The sequence below is a fragment of the Gordonia alkaliphila genome (assembly GCF_023017165.1).
Taxonomy (GTDB): domain Bacteria; phylum Actinomycetota; class Actinomycetes; order Mycobacteriales; family Mycobacteriaceae; genus Gordonia; species Gordonia alkaliphila.
On sequence record NZ_JALKBW010000001.1, the window covers coordinates 3,561,160 to 3,580,776 of the forward strand.

21 protein-coding genes and 1 riboswitch are annotated in these 19,617 nt (G+C 70.2%); of the genes, 5 read left to right on the plus strand and 16 right to left on the minus strand.

Annotation, left to right across the window (positions count from 1 at the left end):
• The first annotated feature begins 31 nt into the window (after positions 1 to 31).
• Positions 32 to 1,300: a protein kinase domain-containing protein gene (locus MUG78_RS16310; RefSeq protein ID WP_246996590.1), complete on the plus strand. Its 1,269-nt coding sequence runs from the start codon at positions 32 to 34 to the stop codon at positions 1,298 to 1,300.
• A gap of 26 nt (positions 1,301 to 1,326) precedes the next feature.
• Here MUG78_RS16310 and MUG78_RS16315 read toward each other — a convergent pair whose 3' ends face one another.
• The gene (locus MUG78_RS16315) at positions 1,327 to 2,718 is read right to left on the minus strand and encodes a class II 3-deoxy-7-phosphoheptulonate synthase (RefSeq protein ID WP_246996592.1); all 1,392 of its coding nucleotides are present in this window, start codon (positions 2,716 to 2,718) and stop codon (positions 1,327 to 1,329) included.
• 61 nt (positions 2,719 to 2,779) lie between these two features.
• Positions 2,780 to 3,262: a polyadenylate-specific 3'-exoribonuclease AS gene (locus tag MUG78_RS16320; protein ID WP_246997147.1), complete on the minus strand. Its 483-nt coding sequence runs from the start codon at positions 3,260 to 3,262 to the stop codon at positions 2,780 to 2,782.
• Between the two features lie 80 nt (positions 3,263 to 3,342).
• Between MUG78_RS16320 and MUG78_RS16325 the strand changes: the two genes are divergently transcribed.
• Positions 3,343 to 4,671 (plus strand): glycosyltransferase 87 family protein, encoded by a 1,329-nt coding sequence (locus tag MUG78_RS16325; RefSeq protein WP_246996594.1) that lies wholly within the window; start codon positions 3,343 to 3,345, stop codon positions 4,669 to 4,671.
• Positions 4,672 to 4,738: 67 nt separating this feature from the next.
• Here the strand turns inward: MUG78_RS16325 and MUG78_RS16330 are convergent, their stop codons facing one another.
• The 7 genes from MUG78_RS16330 to MUG78_RS16355 all read right to left on the minus strand — a co-directional run bounded on the left by MUG78_RS16330 (position 4,739) and on the right by MUG78_RS16355 (position 9,048).
• Positions 4,739 to 5,443: a lysophospholipid acyltransferase family protein gene (locus MUG78_RS16330; RefSeq protein ID WP_246996596.1), complete on the minus strand. Its 705-nt coding sequence runs from the start codon at positions 5,441 to 5,443 to the stop codon at positions 4,739 to 4,741.
• Between the two features lie 73 nt (positions 5,444 to 5,516).
• The gene (locus tag MUG78_RS16335) at positions 5,517 to 6,521 is read right to left on the minus strand and encodes an ROK family protein (protein WP_246996597.1); all 1,005 of its coding nucleotides are present in this window, start codon (positions 6,519 to 6,521) and stop codon (positions 5,517 to 5,519) included.
• A gap of 13 nt (positions 6,522 to 6,534) precedes the next feature.
• The gene (locus MUG78_RS16340) at positions 6,535 to 6,891 is read right to left on the minus strand and encodes a hypothetical protein (protein ID WP_246996600.1); all 357 of its coding nucleotides are present in this window, start codon (positions 6,889 to 6,891) and stop codon (positions 6,535 to 6,537) included.
• Positions 6,892 to 6,976: 85 nt separating this feature from the next.
• Positions 6,977 to 7,117: a hypothetical protein gene (locus tag MUG78_RS18365; protein ID WP_308221381.1), complete on the minus strand. Its 141-nt coding sequence runs from the start codon at positions 7,115 to 7,117 to the stop codon at positions 6,977 to 6,979.
• The gene (locus MUG78_RS16345; RefSeq protein ID WP_308221382.1) at positions 7,051 to 8,175 is read right to left on the minus strand and encodes an ArsA family ATPase; all 1,125 of its coding nucleotides are present in this window, start codon (positions 8,173 to 8,175) and stop codon (positions 7,051 to 7,053) included. Before MUG78_RS16345 ends, MUG78_RS18365 begins: the two co-directional genes overlap by 67 nt.
• A 23-nt stretch (positions 8,176 to 8,198) precedes the next feature.
• The gene (locus MUG78_RS16350; protein ID WP_246996601.1) at positions 8,199 to 8,636 is read right to left on the minus strand and encodes an SRPBCC family protein; all 438 of its coding nucleotides are present in this window, start codon (positions 8,634 to 8,636) and stop codon (positions 8,199 to 8,201) included.
• Positions 8,629 to 9,048 (minus strand): hypothetical protein, encoded by a 420-nt coding sequence (locus MUG78_RS16355; RefSeq protein WP_246996603.1) that lies wholly within the window; start codon positions 9,046 to 9,048, stop codon positions 8,629 to 8,631. The genes MUG78_RS16350 and MUG78_RS16355 overlap by 8 nt, the downstream gene beginning before the upstream one ends.
• A 160-nt stretch (positions 9,049 to 9,208) precedes the next feature.
• On the opposite strand from MUG78_RS16355, the gene MUG78_RS16360 reads away from it, so the two are divergent.
• Entirely contained in the window at positions 9,209 to 11,017 is a 1,809-nt protein-coding gene (locus MUG78_RS16360) for an AMP-dependent synthetase/ligase (RefSeq protein WP_246996605.1), read from the plus strand.
• A gap of 87 nt (positions 11,018 to 11,104) precedes the next feature.
• On the opposite strand, the gene MUG78_RS16365 is transcribed toward MUG78_RS16360, so the two are convergent.
• From MUG78_RS16365 to MUG78_RS16385, 5 genes are all read right to left on the minus strand, one after another.
• Positions 11,105 to 12,223: a glycosyltransferase family 4 protein gene (locus MUG78_RS16365; RefSeq protein WP_246996607.1), complete on the minus strand. Its 1,119-nt coding sequence runs from the start codon at positions 12,221 to 12,223 to the stop codon at positions 11,105 to 11,107.
• The gene (locus tag MUG78_RS16370; RefSeq protein ID WP_246996609.1) at positions 12,223 to 13,740 is read right to left on the minus strand and encodes a hypothetical protein; all 1,518 of its coding nucleotides are present in this window, start codon (positions 13,738 to 13,740) and stop codon (positions 12,223 to 12,225) included. The genes MUG78_RS16365 and MUG78_RS16370 overlap by 1 nt, the downstream gene beginning before the upstream one ends.
• 1 nt (position 13,741) lies before the next feature.
• A complete protein-coding gene (locus tag MUG78_RS16375; protein WP_372493273.1) occupies positions 13,742 to 14,773 on the minus strand; it encodes a C40 family peptidase in 1,032 nt (343 codons plus the stop codon).
• An 88-nt stretch (positions 14,774 to 14,861) separates the two neighbouring features.
• Positions 14,862 to 15,440 carry a C40 family peptidase gene (locus MUG78_RS16380; RefSeq protein ID WP_246996611.1) on the minus strand — a complete coding sequence of 193 codons (579 nt, stop codon included), beginning with the start codon at positions 15,438 to 15,440 and terminating at the stop codon, positions 14,862 to 14,864.
• 19 nt (positions 15,441 to 15,459) lie between these two features.
• Positions 15,460 to 15,644, minus strand: a riboswitch (cyclic di-AMP (ydaO/yuaA leader).
• Between the two features lie 112 nt (positions 15,645 to 15,756).
• A complete protein-coding gene (locus tag MUG78_RS16385; RefSeq protein ID WP_246996613.1) occupies positions 15,757 to 16,020 on the minus strand; it encodes a hypothetical protein in 264 nt (87 codons plus the stop codon).
• Between the two features lie 175 nt (positions 16,021 to 16,195).
• On the opposite strand from MUG78_RS16385, the gene MUG78_RS16390 reads away from it, so the two are divergent.
• Together MUG78_RS16390 and MUG78_RS16395 are read left to right on the plus strand one after the other, a co-directional pair.
• Positions 16,196 to 17,899 (plus strand): DEDD exonuclease domain-containing protein, encoded by a 1,704-nt coding sequence (locus MUG78_RS16390; protein WP_246996615.1) that lies wholly within the window; start codon positions 16,196 to 16,198, stop codon positions 17,897 to 17,899.
• Positions 17,811 to 18,089, plus strand: a complete 279-nt coding sequence (locus tag MUG78_RS16395) for an Lrp/AsnC family transcriptional regulator (RefSeq protein ID WP_246996616.1) — start codon at positions 17,811 to 17,813, stop codon at positions 18,087 to 18,089. Before MUG78_RS16390 ends, MUG78_RS16395 begins: the two co-directional genes overlap by 89 nt.
• A gap of 3 nt (positions 18,090 to 18,092) precedes the next feature.
• Here MUG78_RS16395 and trpD read toward each other — a convergent pair whose 3' ends face one another.
• Both trpD and MUG78_RS16405 read right to left on the minus strand, forming a co-directional pair.
• Positions 18,093 to 19,187: an anthranilate phosphoribosyltransferase gene (gene trpD, locus MUG78_RS16400; protein WP_246996618.1), complete on the minus strand. Its 1,095-nt coding sequence runs from the start codon at positions 19,185 to 19,187 to the stop codon at positions 18,093 to 18,095.
• Positions 19,184 to 19,609 carry a hypothetical protein gene (locus MUG78_RS16405; RefSeq protein ID WP_246996620.1) on the minus strand — a complete coding sequence of 142 codons (426 nt, stop codon included), beginning with the start codon at positions 19,607 to 19,609 and terminating at the stop codon, positions 19,184 to 19,186. Before MUG78_RS16405 ends, trpD begins: the two co-directional genes overlap by 4 nt.
• Between the last annotated feature and the right edge of the window lie 8 nt (positions 19,610 to 19,617).

Genomic DNA, 19,617 nt, shown 5'->3' on the forward strand with positions numbered 1-19,617 from the left:
CGGCGCCGCGCGCACGGTAGATTCACCTTCCGTGAGCTCCCCGTCAGACCCGCTGCTGGGCCGCGTCCTGGAACGCCGATACCGGATCGACGCCACCCTCGCGCGGGGCGGGATGTCCGCGGTCTACGTCGGCACCGATCTGCGGCTGGGACGACGCATCGCGATCAAGGTGATGGACGCCCGCTACGTGGGCGACCCGCAGTTCCTGCGCCGCTTCGAGTTCGAGGCGCGCGCCGTGGCCGGCCTGAGCCATCCGGGACTGGTCGCCGTCTACGACCAGAGCATCGACGACGACGTCGCCTACCTCGTGATGGAACTGGTCCGCGGCGGCAGCCTGCGCGAACTGCTGCGCGAACGCGGACCGATGCCGCCGCACGCGGTGGCGGCCATCGGGATACCGACGCTCGGCGGGCTCGGCACCGCCCACCGCGCCGGACTGGTGCACCGCGACGTGAAGCCGGAGAACATCCTGATCTCCGACACCGGCGACGTGAAGGTCGCCGACTTCGGTCTGGTGCGCGCGGTGTCGGAGGCGGGCGTCACCTCGGCCAGCGTGATCCTCGGTACCGCCGCCTATCTGTCGCCGGAGCAGGTGAGCTCCACCGACATCGACGCCCGCAGCGACGTCTACTCGGCGGGCGTGATGTTCTTCGAACTGCTCACCGGCCAGCAGCCGTTCCAGGGGGCGACGCCGCTGGCTCTCGCCTATCAGCGCCTGAGCTACGACGTGCCGGCGCCCGGCGACGTGGTCGGCGGCGTGCCGCCGGAGATCGACGAGATCATCCTGCGCGCCACCGAGCGCGACCCGGCGCTGCGCTACCCCGACGGGTTCGCGATGCAGCACGCCCTGCTCGACGCCGTCGACGACCTCGGGCTGCCGCCGTTCACCGTCCCCGCGCCTACCAGGCCTCCGCGCGCGTCACGTCCGCCATCGCCCGGCCGGTGGCACCGGCCCGGCCGGCCCCGGCTCCCCGCACCCGCCCCTCCCGCTCCCGCATCCGGGACACGGGTCGGCCGCCCGGATACCACGCAAATGAATACGACCCCGACGGATACGACGCAAACGAATACGACCCAGACGATTACGGTCCGGACAACTACGACCCGCGGGGCTACCACCCCGAGGACTATGCGGACCAGCCGCGCGCCTTCCGTCCGGCGGACCGCGCGGCCGTCGACGTCGACGTCACCCGCGACCCGCAGACCGGGAGCGCGTGGGGCGCACTGGTCTGGCTGGTGCTGGTGCTGCTGGTCGGCGCCGGGCTGGCCCTGGCCGGATGGGCCGCAGGCCAGGCCCTGACGCCCTGACGCCGGATCGCCCTGAGATCAGCCGCGCAGCATCTCCGCGACGAGGAATGCCAGCTCCAGCGACTGCTGGGTGTTCAGGCGCGGATCGCAGGCCGTCTCGTAGCGCCGGTCCAGATCCAGATCGGAGATGTCCTGCGCGCCGCCGAGGCACTCGGTGACGTCTTCGCCGGTCAGCTCGATGTGAATGCCACCCGGGTGGGTGCCGAGGGCGCGGTGCACCTCGAAGAAGCCCTGGACCTCGTCGATCACCCGATCGAAGTGGCGGGTCTTGAAACCGTTCGACGTGCTGTGCGTGTTGCCGTGCATCGGGTCGCACTGCCAGATCACCTTGTGCCCGGTGGCCTCGACGGCGGAGACGATGGCGGGCAGGACGTCGCGCACCTTGTCGTTGCCCATCCGCGAGACCAGGGTCAGGCGGCCGGGGCGCTTGTCCGGGTCGAGCAGCTTCACGTACTCGACGGCCTGCTCGGGCGTGGTGGTGGGGCCGATCTTCATGCCGATCGGGTTGGCGATCAGCTTCGCGAGCGCCACGTGGGCACCGTCGAGCTGCCGGGTGCGCTCACCGATCCACAGGAAGTGCGCCGACAGGTCGTACAGGACCGGGTCGCCGCCGTTCGGGTCGTCGGCCAGGCGCAGCATGGCGCGCTCGTAATCCATCACGAGTGCTTCGTGCGAGGCGAAGATGGACGCCGACTCCAGGCTGGAGTCGGTGACGCCGCAGGCGTCCATGAAGCGCAGGCCGCGGTCGATCTCGGCGGCGAGGGCCTCGTAGCGGGCCCCGGCCGGGGAGACGGCGACGAATTCGCGGTTCCAGTCGTGCACGCGGGCCAGTCGGGCCTCGGAGCCGGTGAGCGCGCGCACGAGGTTCATCGCGGCGGCCGCGTTGGCGTAGGCACGGACCAGACGCGACGGGTCGTGGACCCGGGACTCGGCGTGCGGGTCGAGCGCGTTCACCATGTCGCCGCGGTAGCTCAGCAGACCCAGCGAGTCGGTGTCCGACGACCGGGGCTTGGCGTACTGCCCCGCGATGCGCGCCACCTTGACCACCGGCAGGCTGGCACCGTAGGTGAGGACGACGGCCATCTGCAGCAGGGTGCGGATGTTGGCCTTGATGTGCGGCTCGGTGTTCGCGGCGAAGGTCTCCGCGCAGTCGCCGCCCTGCAGCAGGAAGGCGCGGCCGAGTGCGACCTCGGCGAGCTGGTCGTGCAGGCTCTCCACTTCCGACGGCATGCAGATCGGCGGTACGCTCTCGAGCACCGTGCGCATCTTGCGGGCCTCGTCGGCCGGCCAGCTCGGCTGCTGCAGCGCGGGGCGCGCGAGCATGTCTTCGAACTCGGCCTGCAGTTTCCCCGGCAGCGGGGGCAGTTCGGGCAGTTCGTCGATGGGCACGTCTACGGTCCAGTTCACCACGTGTCCCAGGGTATCCGAGGATCGCGCCGCGCGGTCACCGGCTCCCTACCCGGTGGACGCGCTACCCGGCCAGGGCCTCGATCGCCTGCCAGCGTTTCAGGTTGTGGCGCGCATCGGCCAGGGCGCTGTGCGCGTCCTTGCCCGTGGCCGGCAGCGGCGGGCTGCCGACGGCCTCCCAGTGCTGACGCAGTTCGCGGGTGAACCGAGGCAGTTCGCGGGGCAGGTCGGGCATCGCGCCCCACAGCTGACACAGCACCACGTGGTCGTAGGCGCCGATCCACGCCCACAGCTCCACGTCGCCGGGACCGGCCGTCACGAAGTCGAGGAAGTCCTCGCGGATGCGACGCCTGCTGCGCCAGGCCTTGTCGGCCGGCGACGGCAGCTTGTCGAGCACGTTGGCGCGCACCCACGGGCCCGCCTTGCCCGGATCGAATTCGGTGGAGACCGCGTAGAACTCGCGGCCGTCCTCGGCGACGACGCCGATCGACACCAACTCGATGGTGGTGCCGTCTTCGATGAATTCGCAGTCGTAGAAATAGCGCACGAGCATCGATTATCCCCCACCGGCCGCGCGGACCCGTACTGTGAGTGGATCGCGGCGGTCCGCCGAGTAACTTAGACCCCATGTCCCCGCAGGCACGAACGACGGCGACCCGGTTGCGCCGTTGGCGTCCGGGGGCGCTGTCCTGGGCACTGGCCGGACTGGTCTTCGTCGCGTCGTCGACGCTGCAGATCGTCGGCGTGCCCGGCACCTCCAGTTTCGGCACCCGCACGCGCTTCGACCTGGACGTCTATCGGCTCGGCGGACAGCTGTGGCACCAGGGCATCAGCCTCTACGCGGACGGCTCCATGCCGTTCACCGCCGACGGCATCTGGCTCCCCTTCACCTATCCGCCGTTCGCCGCGCTCGTCTTCACCCCGCTGGGCGCCCTCTCGCTCGACGTGGGCGGCATCGCGATCTCGGTGATCAGCGTGCTCTGCCTGGTCTATGTCACGGTGATCTTCCTGCGCATGCTGCACGTGGGGTCGGCGACCAACCGGCCGCTGCTGGCGCTGTGGATCAGCGCGATCGCGGTGTGGTGCAACCCGTTCGGCATGACCCTCGGCTACGGCCAGATCAACCTGATCCTGCTGGTGCTGATCGTGACCGATCTGTTCGTCCTCGGTCACCGGCCGCGCGTGCCGGATCGGAAGTTCCGCGGAGCGCTCGTCGGCCTGGCGTCGGCGATCAAGCTGACCCCGCTGGTCTTCCTCGGCGTGTTCGCCGCGGCGGCCAAGTGGCGGGCGGTGTTCGTCGGCATCGGCACGTTCGTGGTAGCCGCGCTGATCGGCGCCGCGTGGCTGCCGTCGGACTCGTACAGGTACTGGACGCACACGCTCTTCCACACCGGTCGCATCGGCGTTCCGGAGGGTCCGATCAACCAGAACCTGAACGGCGCCTGGCTGCGCCTGGTGGGCCCGGAGAATCCGGTGGCCCCGGCGCTCTGGGTGATCTCCGCGCTGGCGGTCACCGTCCTGGCCGGTTTCGCGCTGTACCGCACGCGCCCGGTGGCCGCGTTCGCGCGCGGCGCCAGTCATCGGGACGACGTGAACGCGCTCCTCGCCGCCTGCATCGTCGGCCTGTGGGGCCTGCTGGTGGCGCCGACCACCTGGGCGCACCACTGGGCGTGGGCGCTGCCCGCGGTCCTGGCGTGCTTCGTGATCGCCTCGGTCCCGGGGTCGCCCTGGACGGCCCGCCTCTACGGCGGCCTCGGCATCGTCGGCATCCCGATCTTCGCGATCGGTCCGTTCCAGCTGATGCCGGCCGACACCGCCGCCTGGAACTGGTGGCAGCACCTGGTCGGCAACTCCTACCTGTTCTGGACCCTCGGCTTCCTACTTCTGCTGTGGCGCAAGCCTTTTCGGAGGTACGACGAGGGACTCTCCCTGGCGCAGCACCTCGCGAACCGCTGAGCCCGGGCCTCGCAACGCGAGGGCCCGGGCCCGTGGATGTCTTGTCGCCGAGCTCGAACGGTGGAGCTCAGGCCGCGGCGCCGTCGACCTTCGGCGCGGTCGGCTGGTTCTTCAGGGTGGCCGCGTACACGTCCACGTACTGCTGGCCGCTCAGACGCATGAGCGCGTACATGATCTCGTCGGTCACGGCGCGCTCGATGAAGCGGTTGCCGGCCATGCCCTCGTAGCGGGAGAAGTCCAGCGGGGTGCCGAACTTGATCGTGATGCGGGTCGGCCGCGGCAGGATGGTGCCGGGCGGGTTGATGCGGTCGGTGTTGATCATCGCGACCGGGACCACCGGGGTGCCGCTCTCCAGCGCCATCCGGGCCAGGCCGGTCTTGCCCTTGTACAGGCGGCCGTCCGGCGAGCGGGTGCCCTCCGGGTACAGGCAGAGCACCCCGCCGTCGTCGAGGATGCGACGGCCCGCGGTCAGCGCGCCCGCCGCGGCACTCGCCCCGGAGCGGTCGATCGGGATCTGCCCGGAGGTGCTGAAGAACCACTTCTTGAAGCGGCCCTTGAGGCCCGGCTCGGTGAAGTACTCGCTCTTGGCGAGGAAGAAGACGCGACGCGGCGACATCAGCGGGAGGTAGAAGCTGTCGACGACGGCGAGGTGATTGCTCGCCAGCAGGACTTTGCCCTCCGGCGGGAGGTTCTCCAGTCCTTCCACCTTGGGGCGGCCCATCAGCCAGAGCAAGGGCCCCATGAAGATGTACTTGAAGAGGTAGTACCACATGCTGCAGACCTGCTTCCCTCGCGCGGCGACCGCACGCATCGGCTCCGGCGTGTCGGCGTATCGGATGCCTACATTACTGCGCGCGCCCGCCGGGGTTCGCGGTCGCCTCCGCGAGCGCGGCCAGCCCCAGTTCGGCCACCTTCGCCGCGCCGATCACCCCGGCGCTCTCCCCCAACTGGGTGGGGCGGATGCGCGCCAGTTGCCGGTGGCCGGCACCGGTGACCATCGTCGTGTAGTGCTCCCGCGCTTCGTCGAGGTAGAGGCCCGATGCCGCGCCCAGGCCGCCGGCGATGACGATGAGGTCCGGGTCGAAGACGTCGGCGATCATCGCCATGCCCTGCCCCAGCCAGTGCGCGAGACTCGCGAAGGCGGCCACCGCGATCGGGTCGCCCTCGGCTGCTGCGGCCGCCACCCGTCGACCGGTCAGCGACCCCGGATCGGCCTGCGACTCCGCGGCCAGCACCGAATGCCCGGGCTCGGACTGGGCCAGCAGTTCGACGACGGTGTCGACCAGACCCGTTCCGCTGCAATACCTTTCGAGGCAGCCGTGCTTGCCGCAACCGCACGGGCGGCCGTCCGGCACCACTACGATGTGCCCGAACTCCGGGGCCACGCCGAAGCTGCCGCGATAGATCTCGCCGCCCATCAGCATGCCCGCGCCGATGCCCGTGCCCAAGGCCAGCACCAGGGTGTTGTGGCCGCGTGCGGCGGCGCCGAAGTGCAGTTCGGCCACGGCTGCGGAGTTCGCGTCGTGTTCGGCGAAGACGGGCAGTCCCCACCGCCGCGTCATCTCCGCGGGCACCGCGACCTCGCGCCAGGCCAGGTGCGGGGCGAAGCGCACCGTCTGGCGGTCCGGCGACAGGAACCCCGCGATGGCCAGCCCGACGGCGCGCACCGTCCACCGGTCGCGGAGTTCGGACACCAGTCGATCCAAGCAGTGCTCCAGGGCGGTCGCCGTCGGCGGTGTGGCGGCGCGCAGCGTATCGAGCATGGTGCCCTCGGCGTCGACCACGGCGGCCCGCACACTGGTGCCGCCGATGTCGATGCCGATGGTCAGTTCGTTGGCGAGTCGGCTCACCCGAGTCAGCCTGTCACGAATGCGACGGCGAAGTGCCGATGCGCACCGGAATCGACTGGAACGGCGTCGCGGGCGGTGCCGTCCCGGTGGCCGGGGACGACCGCAGCATCTCGGCGATCGCTTCCAGGATCGCGATGCAGGCCGTCAGCAGGCGCGCGAGGAGATCGCCGAGTTCGCCGACCAGGGTGCCGAGTTCGCCGACCAACTCGGTCAGCCGCGAACCGCCGTCGCCGTCGGCCGCACCGACACCCGACGCGCTGCCGCCGCCGATGAGCGCGGCCCACTGATCCAGTTGCGCTGCGAAACCGAGCAGGAGCGCATTGACCGGGTCCGTCGCCGCCTGCCCCGCACCGGGTGCATCGTCGGTCATCGGATACCGCTCTTTCTTCGCTGGCAGGGGTCGTTCGGGTCTCTCAGATTACACTTCCGGGCGCGCGGCGATTCGGGCGCCGGACTCAGCGCTGCGGCCAGAGCGCCGGGTCCGGCTGGAAGTGCACCATCAGCTCGTCGCCGTCGAAGTCCGCACCGGTCACCTGGCAGCGCCGCAGCACCGACGGCAGCGGCACGGGCTGACGGAACCCGGTGACGGTGACCAATAGATCGTCGCCGGAACGGCCGAGAGCCAATTCCTCCGGGCGGGCAGCGTCTGCCGCCACCGGAGTCGATATCGGGCCTCCAGGCCGCCGCCGCCGACGTGTTCGACCACCGGGGCGGCCGCACCGCGCGCATGCCCGTCCGGAGCCGACAGGCGTACGTCCAGTCGACGCAGCTGCGGCAGTTTGACGGGTTCGACGTCGTGGGCGGCGACGACGCCGACCGGGACCGCGCGGTCCGCGTCGCCGCCGAGCAGGGTCCGGGCCTGCGCCGCGACGGCGTCGGTGTCGAGCGCGCCGGGCCCGGCGTTGACCAGGATCGAGCGCAGCGGCAGGCCCATCACTTCGGTGAGCGCCAGGTGATCGGGCAGCGTCGACTGTCCGCGCCCGCCCGCGGGCACCACCAGGTGCACGGCGGCACCGGTCGGATCGGCGAGCAGTTCGCGCAGATCCCGGCAGTCGCGGTCGATGCTTTCCACCGCGGCGGCGACCTGTGCCAATGCCGGCTTCTCCGACGCCTGCGCCAGGCGCACATTGCGCGGCCACAGTCGATCGATCGCGGCGGCCAGAACGGTCGGCGACCGCAGCAGCGCATACGGGTCGCCCGCCCCGGACAGGTCCACCACCACCGACTGCCAGCGGCCGCTGGTCGCGGCGTCGCGGACGGCGCGCAGCAGCAGGAACTCCTGGGCGCCGGGCAGCCCGGTCAGCTCCCCCGCATCGATGCCGGCGATGGTGCCCACCACCGGCAGCAGCTTGCGGCCGACCCCGGCGGCGTCGAGCGCCGCGGTGAAGTCGGTCCACGCTTGTTCCAGCACCCGCAGCGGATCCAGGTGCAGGAGATCCAATTCCCCGGTCACCGCGACCGGCTCGCCGGCCACGCGGAACACGCCGAGGCGCTGCGGCAGCGTCGATCGAGGATCGACGGTGATCAGCAGGGTGCGCGCGGCGTCGACCGCGGTCAGGGGGCCGCCGCGCCGCTGCGGACGGTGCGCGTCGGCGAGTCCGAGGGCGCCGGCGGCGGCCGCCGCCGAAATGCCCGAGCCACCGGGCCCGAGCACCAGATGGAGGGCAGCCAGATCGATCAGCCTTCGACCCTCTTCTTGAGATCGTGCAGCGCCGCGTCGGTGATCGCCTTCTCCGCGCGCCGCTTGAGCTGACTGATCATCGGAATCAGCAGGTCGACGGTGAGGGTGTACGTGACCTTGGTCGAGCCCGGCACCTGCTGCTCCAGCGCATAGGAGCCGCGCTGATCCCGCTGCAGGTCACTGGACTCGAGCCGCCAGGACACCGACGTGCCGTCCGGCGCCCAGTCGTAGGTGAGCACATAGGTGTCGGTGAGCACTCCGGCATCGAGTTCGAAACGGACGCGGCGCGCGCGGCCGGCGTCGTCGTGCTCGAGGACCGTCACCTCGCGAGCGGCCGTCACCCACTCCGGGTAGGCGGCGAAATCGGCGATGACCGCCATGATGTCGGCGACGTCGGCGCGCACGACGATCGCCTGTTGCGTGTGGTCAGCCAAGGGTCGCCGCCTCTTCGTCGTCGGCGGCGGGGCCGCCGATCTCCCGGCTGCCCTCCAGGAGGTCCTTCACCTGGAAGGACATCTCCTTGCCCGCGACCCGGTACTTCTTGTTGAGGTCGGCCACCGCGGACTGCGCGGCGGCGGGTTCGGTCGGCAGCGGCGCGGTGGGCTCGGCGTGCAGGTAGTAGTGCAGCACGAAGCCGTCGAGCACCTCTTCGCACCAGATCTCCATGGTGCCCTCGATCGGCCCGGCGACCTGCCAGCGCACCCCGGCGTTCCCGCGGTCCTCGACCACGTCCAGTGCCAGATCGCCGAACCAGCGGCGCCAGCGCGCGCGGTCGTTGACCACCGCACCGGCCAGGGACGGCGCAGCCGCCACAAAGGTCTCGTCTGCCACCTGGATGGTCGTCACGCTTCTAGCATCACACACCCGGGCCGCGCGACGAAAGCCGCCCATTGGTTCTCGCCCGCCGAAGCGGCGATAGACTTACCGAAAGTGACCGTGATGTGAGAATAGTCCTGATGGCGTCGGTCGCAGGCCGTCAGAGCATGAACCGAAAGGTTGCCAGTCCATGGCCGAATTCAGCCTGCCCGCGCAGTTCGTCACCCCGCCGGAGCGCAACGCGACCGACATTCTCTTCGACATCGCCGCGGCGAACCCCGCCAAGACCGTGTTCCTGGACCAGGTGAACGGCCAGTGGCGCCCGGTCAGCGCCGGGGAGGCCACCGATCGGGTACTCGCCCTCGCCAAGGGACTCATCGCCTCCGGCGTCAACTCCGGCGACCGCGTCGCCCTGCTGTCGTCGACCCGCCTGGAGTGGACGCTCCTGGACTTCGCGATCTGGACCGCCGGGGCCACCCCCGTGCCGATCTACGAATCCTCGTCGGCGCCGCAGATCGACTGGATCCTGGAGGACTCCTCGGCCGTCGGGATCATCGTCGAGAACGAGGCCAAGCGGCAGCTGCTGGCCGACGTCGCCCACGTCACGTCGGCGACGATGGTGTTCACCATCGATCCGGGCGAGGGCCCGAATCTGGTGGAGCAGCTGACCGCGGCGGGCACCGCGGTGACCGACGCCGAGGTCGAGGCGCGACGTCGCTCGCTGCGCGCCGACTCGCCCGCGACTCTCATCTACACCTCCGGCACCACCGGCCGCCCCAAGGGCGTCATGCTGGCGCACGCCAACCTGCTCGGCGAGGTCGGCGGCGTCCTGGACAGCACGATGCGCGAGAAGCTCGGCGACGGCAAGCGCCTGCTGATGTTCCTGCCGATGGCGCACGTCCTGGCCCGCGCGATCAACCTGGTCGCGATCGAAGCAGGCGTCGAGGTCGGCTACACCGCCGACATCAAGAACCTGCTGCCCACCTTCGAGACCTTCCGCCCGTCGCTGATCCTGTCGGTGCCGCGCGTCTTCGAGAAGGTCTACAACTCGGCTCGCCAGAAGGCCTTCGACGGCAGCGTCATCAAGGGCGCCATCTTCGACCGGGCCGCCGCCACCGCCATCGCCCACTCCAAAGCCCTCGACAGCGGTTCGGTGAGCGCCGTGCTGGAGCTGCGCCGCAAGCTGTACGACCGTCTGGTCTACGCCAAGCTGCGCGCCGCCCTCGGCGGCCAGTGCGAGATGGCGATCTCCGGCGGCGCCCCGCTCGGCGCGCGCCTGGGCCACTTCTTCCGCGGCGTCGGTATCCCGGTGTACGAGGGCTACGGCCTCACCGAGACCACCGCGGCCATCACCGTCAACACCCCCGGCCACGTCCGGATGGGCACCGTCGGCCGCCCCATCCCGGGCAACACCGTGCGTATCGCCGATGACGGCGAGGTGCTGCTGAACGGCGCCGTGGTCTTCGCCGGGTACTGGCAGAACACGGATGCCACCGCCGAGTCGCTCTCCGACGGCTGGTTCCACACCGGTGACCTGGGCACCCTGGACCAGGACGGCTACCTCAAGATCACCGGCCGCAAGAAGGAGATCATCGTCACCGCAGGCGGCAAGAACGTCTCCCCCGCACCGATGGAGGACATCATGCGCGCCCACCCGCTGATCTCGCAGGCCATGGTGGTCGGCGATCAGCAGCCGTTCATCGGGACGCTGATCACCCTCGACCCGGAGGCCGTCCCCGGCTGGCTCGAGCGCAACGGCAAGGATCCCGCCACCACCATGCGCGCGCTGGTCAAGGACCACCAGCTGCACGCCGAACTGCAGACCGCCATCGACGAGGCCAACGCGACGGTCTCGCACGCCGAGGCGATCAAGAAGTTCCGCATCCTGCTCGACGACTTCACCGAGGAGACCGGCGAGCTGACCCCGACGCTGAAGGTCAAGCGCAAGGTGGTCGCCGAGAAGTTCAGCCGTCAGATCGAGAAGATCTACCACCAGTGAGCTGACCCCTGGTCCGAACGTAGAACGGGCCCCGACTTCGGTCGGGGCCCGTTCTCGTATCCGCAGGTCTTCGCCGCTGGCCAGCGATTACAGGAGTTGCCGCAGGCGCGCGGCCTGCTGGCGCCACTGCCAGTTGTCGACGATCCACCGGCGACCGGCGGCACCCATGGCCGCGGCCCGCTCACGATCGAGCAGCAGAGCGCTGATCGCGTCGGCCACCTCGTCGATCCGTCGGCCGTCGACCACGATGCCGGTCTCGCCGTCGCGCACGGTCTCCGGCGCACCGCCGGAGTCGCCGGCCACCACCGGCACCCCGCTCGCCGAGGCCTCCAGGAAGACGATGCCCAGGCCTTCCACGTCCAGGCCCCCGCCGCGGGTGCGAGTGGGCATCGCGAAGACGTCGGCCATCGCGTGGTGCATGGGCAGTTCCTCGGGCGGGACGGTGCCGGTGAACGTCACGCGGTCGGCGACGCCGACCTTGTCCGCCAATTCCTTCAGGTGGTCGCCGTAGGGACCGCCGCCGACGATCATCAGGTGCACGTCCGGGACCGCCGCGAGCAGGCGCGGCAGGGCCTTGATCAGAACGTCCTGCCCCTTGCGCGGAACCAGCCGCGACAGGCACAGCACCACCGGCGCCTCACCCAGCCCGTAGCGATCCCGAAGCTCTTGGCGCGCAGCGGCATTCGGCGCGAATCGATCGACGTCGACGCCGCACGGCAGATACTCCAGTGCGCCGCGCGGCCCGAACGCCGAGGCGAACCGACCCCGGGTGTACCGGCTGACGAAGGTGATCACGTCGGCGGTCTCGCCGATGATGCGGAGCACCTGGCGGGCGCCGGGCAGCATCGACCAGCCGACCTCGTGCCCGTGCGTGCTGGCCACGATGCGCTGGGCGCCGGCCTTCCGCAGCACCGGTCCGAGGACCGCCAGCGGGGCGGCGGCCCCGAACCAGACCGTGTGAATGTCGTTCTCGCGCACCAGCTCCGCCGCGCGACGCGCCACGCTGCGGTTCGGCAGCATGAGCGTCCCCGGGTGTCGGACGATGCGGTACGGCGCGGCGGCGTCGTAGGCCTCGCAGCCCTTCCAGCGCGGGGCGTAGACGATCACGTCGTCGGCCGGCAGGTGCGCGAGCAGATTCTCCAGATAGGACTGGATGCCGCCCGGGCGGGGCGGAAAGTCATTGGTCAGCAACAGCGTCCGCTGCATCAGCGCACCTCACTCCGCAGCCACGACTGCCACTCGTCGATCACCGATTTCTCGCTCGACCCTAACGACTTCTCCAGCGCCGCAGTGACTTTCCCGGCGTCGCCTTCCTGTGCCACCGCCGCGTACATCGTCCGGAGCCGGTCCTCACCGTATTCGTCGGCGACGAAGGCCGCGAACGACCATGCGGTCTGGTACGCGACCCGCGCGGCGGCGGAGTCGACCGCGAAGGCGGAGTCGGCCGGCAGCTCGTCGGGCAGCGTTCCGGCGGCGACCTGCACCGCCAGGTCCGGAGCCAGATCGGTGAGCGAGCCCGTGCTGCCGCGTCGGCCGACGTACTCGGCCACCCCCTCGGTGAGCCACATCGGCGCGTCCGCGACGGTGTCGATCCGGGTCGCGACGTGGAACAGCTCGTGCCGCAGGATCACCGCCACCCCGGATTCGGACAGCTGACCGGCCGCCGGCGAGAGCACCACGCGCTGCCCGGTCACGGTGCGCGAACCGCGGTCGACGGCGTCGTAGACCGTGGCGGCGGCCGCCGCCGACGTGCGGCCCGGTTCGGTCCGCGTGAACCCGGCGAACTGCGCGTCGGCGCCGGTGGCCATGACCACGGCGCGGCGGGTCCATTCTCCGCCCCAGAAGTCGGTGACGCCGTCGATCGCCGGCGCGAGTTGCTTGCGCACCTTGGCCACGGTCGGTTCGGTCCCCGGATACGACAGCACCGCGGAGTTCCCGCCCGCGCTCTTCACGTCGAGCACTCGGAGACCGGGGAACGCCCACGGCGGGAGCTGCGGCGGACGGGTCGGCGCGTCCGGATCGATGTCGGCAGCGGGGATCAGTGCGCCGTCGCCGAGGAGCTTCCAGTCGTCGCCGTATCGGGCGAACGCCAAGATCTGGTCGATCTCGATCACCGGCTCGTCCACGCCGGGCCGCGACGTGCCGCCGAGCGCATAGCTCAGCGTGACGGCCGAGACCCAGGAGTCGGTACTGCCGGCCTCACTCAGCCCGATGCCGAGCGCACCGCCGATGAGGCGGTCGGCACCGGTGTTCGGGGCCAGTCGGTACGTCAGCGTGCGCAGCACCAGCGGATCCCCGCGCGTCGGCGCCGGCGGCTTCGACGGGGCCGACTCGCTGGACGGGGCCGACTCGCTGGACGAGCCAGCCCCGGTCGACGGGGCCGCGGAATCGGCCGGGGTCCGACTGCTCGTGGGAGCAGGTTTCGGACCGAGGTCGGCGACCGCGGTCTCCATCGAGCGCCGGAACTCCGGGGTGGCCAACGGGTCGATGAGCGCGTCGAGCTGCGCCCGATCACCGGAGGTCAGGGCTGCGCTCAGCGCATCGAGCAGGCGGGTGACGCCGGCATCCCGCTGTTCCTCGTAGGCGTTCGGTGCGGTGGTGTACAGCGAGGTCGTCGACGACGGGCTCGTCGTCGGCTCCGCACTGCCGCACGCCGTGACGCCTCCGACGAGGGCGGCGAGAATCACCGGGGCCGCCACGAGGCGGCGGCCGACACCCGTCAAGTCAGTACCGTCGTGCGCTGTTGTACGGACCGGCCTTGTCGATCGGCACCACGGCCACCGGAACGCCGAAGGTCGAGGCGTGAATCACGTATCCGTTGCCCACGTACAGACCCACGTGGTGGGCGTCGGGGTAATAGATGATCAGATCACCGGGCTTGATGTCCTTGCGGTCGACGGCCTTGCCGCCGGCCAGCTGCGCTTCGCTGGTACGCGGGATGGTCTTGCCCGCCTGCTTGTAGGCCCACAGCATGAGGCCCGAGCAGTCGAATTCGTCGGGGCCGGTGGCGCCCCAGACGTACGGATCACCGACACGGCTCAGGGCGGCGTGTACCGCCACGGTCGCCGGCGAGGTGCCCTTGGGCACGGCCTTCGCGTCGAAGGAGTATTTGGGACCGCGCAGCGCGGCCAGTTCCTTACCGGTCATCGACTTGTAGACCGCGCGCACCGCCACGGCTTCCAACTGCAGGTCCGCCTGCTTGGCCTGCAGGTCGCCGCGCTTGCGGGCGGCATCCTTGACCGCGGTCGACGCCGCGGCGGCAGCCTGATCGGCGGTCTTCTTGGCGTTCGACGCGTCCTTCGCGATGCCCTTGATGGACTTCAGATCCGCCGCCGACTGTCGCGACAGGACCTCCAGATCGGACATGTTGTTCAGCAGATCCTGCGGCGAGTCGGAGACCAGCACCGCGTACAGCCGGTTAACGCGCGCACCGCGATAGCTGGCGCGGGCCAGGGCATCGAGCTTGGTCTGCGCCGCGCTCATCGTGGTGTTCGCCGCGTCCAGGCGGCGTTGCGCGCTCACCGAGGCTTTGCGCTGGGTCACCACCACGCCGCGCTGCTTGTCGTACTCGACCTGCGCCTTGTTCATCGCTTCCGCGGACTTCTCCGCCTGAATCGACATCTGCTTGTACCGGGCGAGTACCGACTGCGGTCCGCCCGTCGGCTCGGCGTGCACCTGGGCGGGCTGCGTCGTGGCCAAGGTCGCCGCCGCCAGCAGGGCCGCGACGAACGGAAGGGTGCGTCGTGCAACAGTCACGAGAAAGTCTCCTCCAAACCACCAGAACGAGCCGTGTGCGCTCGGCACACGGCTCGTTCGGGGGGAAAGTGAAATCTTACGGCTCCGCTCAGTAGCGGCGGATGCCCGTCAGCGCCCAGGCCTTGACCTTGTCGCGCTTGACCGGCACACCGTAGGTCGACGAGTGCACGAACATGCCGTTGCCCGCGTAGATGCCGGCGTGGCCGCCGCCGTTGAAGATCAGGACGTCGCCGGGCTTGGCAGCCGCGAGCGAGGCCACCGGAGCGCCGCCGCCGAGCTGGCCGTAGCTGTCCCGGGGAACGGTCTTGCCTGCCTGCTTGTAGGACCAGTAGACCAGGCCCGAGCAGTCGAAGGCGCTCGGTCCGGCAGCACCGTACGAGTACGGAGAACCGATCTTCGACTCAGCGGCGCGCAGCGCCTTCTGCGCGCGGGCCGGCTGGCTGTTGAGCACGCCGCCCTGGGGAGCGCCCTGCTTGAACTGCTGAGGAATCTGGCTGTCGTCGACACCCGGAAGGTCGAGGTCGCCCACGCCCGGGATCGAGATCGGCGCTGCATCGGCAGGCCCGGCGGCAAGCGCGAGGGCGCCGACGGCGATCGATCCAGCGATCACGGCGGTCTTGGCGGTCTTCACGGCGCCACTGGGCTTTTCGATACGGTGTTTCGCCACGGAAACGGTTCTCCTTGGTTGGTTCTCCCTTAACCGCCGACCGGGTTAGCTGTCGGATTCGGGCCGGAAGAGCGTGGCCCTACGCGGTGTCACCCGCGATTCACCCCGGACCCGGCGCGCGTCCTTGCGGTCGCACCCCGGAAAAGAGTGGGTCCCCGATTCGTCTTCCACGCATCCGGGAAGCCGATTAGGCGGTGTCCTTCCGATCGGCGTCCCCCGGGTTGGGGGGCAACTTCTCGGTAGGTCTCAGAAAGATTACGAAACCGGTGTGCCCGATGTCCACCGATCCGCCCACTCGACGCGGCGGCTCGGCCCCTCATACCGCCCGAAGATAGCCCCGCCTCCCCTCCGAGAACCCAGTGCGAACTGCGGCGATGTCGGATTTCGCGTGGCGACCTGCGGTTTCGGTGATCAGGTCGGTGGCGACCAGCACATCCACCGCGTCGGCGATCTCCCAATCCGCCGCCTCCCATTCACCATCGGGACCATAGTCCCTGGCCAGGGGTGCGAACAGCACCTGCATCAGGCAGCCGTCGCAGGCCCGGTTCCGGGCCGGACAGGTCGCGCAGTCGATCTTCATTGTGATCTACCTCTCATCCCACTGTCGGGCCGCTCAGATTGTCAGTTTCGCGGCCGAATCGGTCGTCGTGTCGCGCCGGAAGGCTCAACGTCGACTGCAGGGTAAAGCGAACCCCCGACAGATACCGCCGGCGGACCGCGCGATTCTTGTCGGAAGCTCGAACTAATGTGCGGTCATGGTTCAGTTGAGTTTCGCCGACCTTCCCGGGGACGAGGCGTTCGCCTCGACCTCGCTCGCCGACCTCACCCTGGTCGTCGTCGACCTCGAGACCACCGGCGGCAGCCCGGACAACGACGCGATCACCGAGATCGGTGCGGTCAAGATCCGCGGCGGCGAGATCCTCGGCGAGTTCGGCACTCTCGTCGATCCGGGCCGGAGCATTCCGCCGCAGATCGTCACCCTCACCGGCATCACGTCCGCGATGGTGCACAATGCTCCGCGCATCGAGGAGGTGCTGCCCTCCTTCTTCGAATTCGCGCGCGGCGCCGTCCTCGTCGCGCACAACGCCCGATTCGACGTCGGCTTCCTGAAACGGGCAGCCGCCCGCCAGCACCTCCCCTGGCCGTTTCCGGCGGCGTTGTGCACGGTCGCGATGGCCCGCCGGATTCTCACCCGCCAGGAGGCTCCGACGGTCAAGCTCAGTGCCCTGGCCGAACTGTTCGACGTCACGGTGCGACCCACTCACCGGGCGCTCGACGACGCCCGCGCCACCGTGGAGGTCTTCCACCATCTGCTCGAGCGGGTCGGCAATCAGGATGTCCGCACCTATCGCGATCTCACGGACTATCTGCCGCGGTGCACGCCCGCGCTGCGCGCCAAGCGGTCGCTGGCCGACGGGCTCCCCGACCGCCCCGGGGTCTATCTGTTCCGCGGTCCGGACGACGAGGTCCTCTATATAGGGACCGCGGTGAATCTGCGGCGCCGCGTGGGGAGCTACTTCACCGGCGCCGACACCCGGGCCCGGATGGCGCAGATGGTGAGTCTCGCCGAGCGGGTGGACCACATCGAGTGCGCCCACGCCCTCGAGGCCGGCGTGCGGGAGCTGACCTTGATCGCCGCACACAAGCCGACCTTCAATCGACGCTCGGCCAATCCGCACCGCGGCTGGTGGATCACTCTCACCGGCGAGCAGGCCCCGCGGTTGAAGGTCAGTCGCACTCCGAGCGAGGTCTGCTTCGGTCCGGTGTCCGGCCGGGCGGTGGCCGCCGAGATCGCCGCGTCGCTCACCGAGGCCGCCGCGAACCCGGACCAGTTGCGCGAGTTGCTCGCGGGCCGCTCCGACGACGTCCTGGAAGCCTTGACGCAGCGCCTCGCCGAGCTGGCCGAGGCACGACGCTTCGAGACCGCCGCGCGCGCTCGGGACGCATTGGCGGCCACCATCGACGCGCTGGCCCGCTGTCAGCGCCTGTCGGCGATCGCCTGCCTGGCCGAGCTCGTCCTCGCCCGGCCCGCCGAGGGCGGCGGGTGGGAGTTCGCCGTCGTGCGGCACGGCCGTCTCGCCGGAGCGGGGTGTGCGCCGCGCGACGTGCCGCCGATGCCGGTGGTGGCGACCCTGGTCGCCGGGGCCCAGCACATTCCACCGCCGGAATCCTCGGCCGGCCCCCTCGCCGGCGCCCCGCCGGAAGAAGTGGCACTCATCGCGAAGTGGATCGGCGAACCCGGCACCCGCCTGGTGTCCGTGGACGGCGAGCTGAGCTCGCCGCTCGCGGCGGCCGAACGTCGTCGACAGTTCACCCGGGCCGCCCGCGAGGCCCGCACGCTGGCGCGCGACTCTCGTTTAGGCTCAGAGCATGATCACCGCCATCGTCCTCATCGGAGCCGACATTCATCAGATCCCGGAGACCGCACAGGCCGTCGCCGACATCCCGGGCGTCACTGAGGTGTACTCGTGCGCTGGCGATGTCGACCTGATCGCCAAGGTCCGGGTGCGCGATCACGATCAGATCGCCGACGTGGTGACCGGCCGGATCAACCGGCTGCCGGGCGTCCAGCGCAGCGCGACACACATCGCCTTCCGCAGCTATTCCAGCTCGGAGGTGGAAGGCGGCTTCTCCATCGGGGAGGAGTGAGGCCTACTCCGCGAGCGAGGAACTCAGCGCGGCCCAGGCGTCCAGGCGCGCGGCCGCGGCACCCGAGTCCAGCACCTGACCCACCCGAACCGCCGCCGCACGCAGCGCCTCGGTGAACTCGGCCTGTGTGAAGAGGCGATCCTGTTCGAAGGCCACCAGCGCGGCCGCCGCGTTCAGAGTCACCGAGTCGCGGACCGGTCCCACCGCTCCGCCGAACAGGTCGCGAGCCACCTGCGCGTTCACTTGGGCGTCGCCACCCTGCAGCGCGGCCAGCTCCACCAGTTCGATACCCAGATCGGTCGGATCCACCGTCAGTTCGCGGACCTCGCCGTCGAACACCTGCCACACCGACGACGTCGTCGTGGTGGTCAGCTCGTCCAGACCGTCGTCGCCGCGCACCACCAGCACGCGATTGCCGCGTCCGGCGAAGGTCTCCGCCAGCGTCGGTGCGAGGTCGGCGAACGCGCACCCGATCAGCCCGGCCGGCGGTGCCGCCGGATTGGTCAGCGGCCCCAGCACGTTGAAGACCGTCGGAATACCGATCTGCTTGCGCGGCGGGCCGGTGAACCGGAACGCCGGATGGAAGACGGGCGCGAAGCAGAATCCGATCCCGACCTCGCGCAGGCACTTCTCCACCGCGTCGGGACCGAGATTGATCGCCACCCCGAGCGCCTCGAGCACGTCGGCGCCACCGCTCTTGGACGACGCGGCACGGTTGCCATGCTTGATCACCGGCACGCCCGCCGCTGCGACGACGATCGACGTCATCGTCGAGATGTTCACCGTGTGCGAACGATCACCGCCGGTGCCGACGATGTCCAACGCGTCCTCCGAGGTCTGCACCCGATTGGCCATGGACAGCATGGTGTCGGCCAGGCCGCGCAGTTCGTCGGCCGCCGCGCCCTTCATCTTGACGCCGACGCCGAAGGCCGCGATCTGCGCACCGGTCGCCGCGTCGGACATGATCTCGCGCATCGCCCAACCGGCTTCTGCTGCGGACAGATCGAATCCGTCGGTCACCTTGCCCAACACGGCGGGCCAGGTGAACGCGACCGGCGAGGACGGTGCGGACTGGGGAGCGGCATTCTCAGAACTCACTCCGTCACAGTAGCGACCGACGCCGGCGCCAGTACCGCCCAACCACCGAAGGCACCGCCGGACCGTGCCGTCATCGAACTCAGCAACGCACGTTCGGCGGACACGCTGCGCGCGTCGATCTTCTGCAACCGCGCCACCGCGACCGCCACCGCACCGTCCGGGGCGATCGGATCCGACGACAACGCGGGAGCGTGCACGTATCCGTCGACGGCGCACCGGCGGACGAACTCCTCCGCCGCGTCACCGGGCACCACTGCCACATGCCGCAGCAACAGTTCGTCGACACCTCCGATCGCGGCCTCGGCCAACACCGAGGATGCCGAGGCGGTTTCGTCCTCGCATCGCGTCAGGACCCGAGCACCCACCAGCTCCGCTTCGACATCCCTCGGCGCCCGCGACTTCTTCCACCACTTACGCACCATCTGCCACT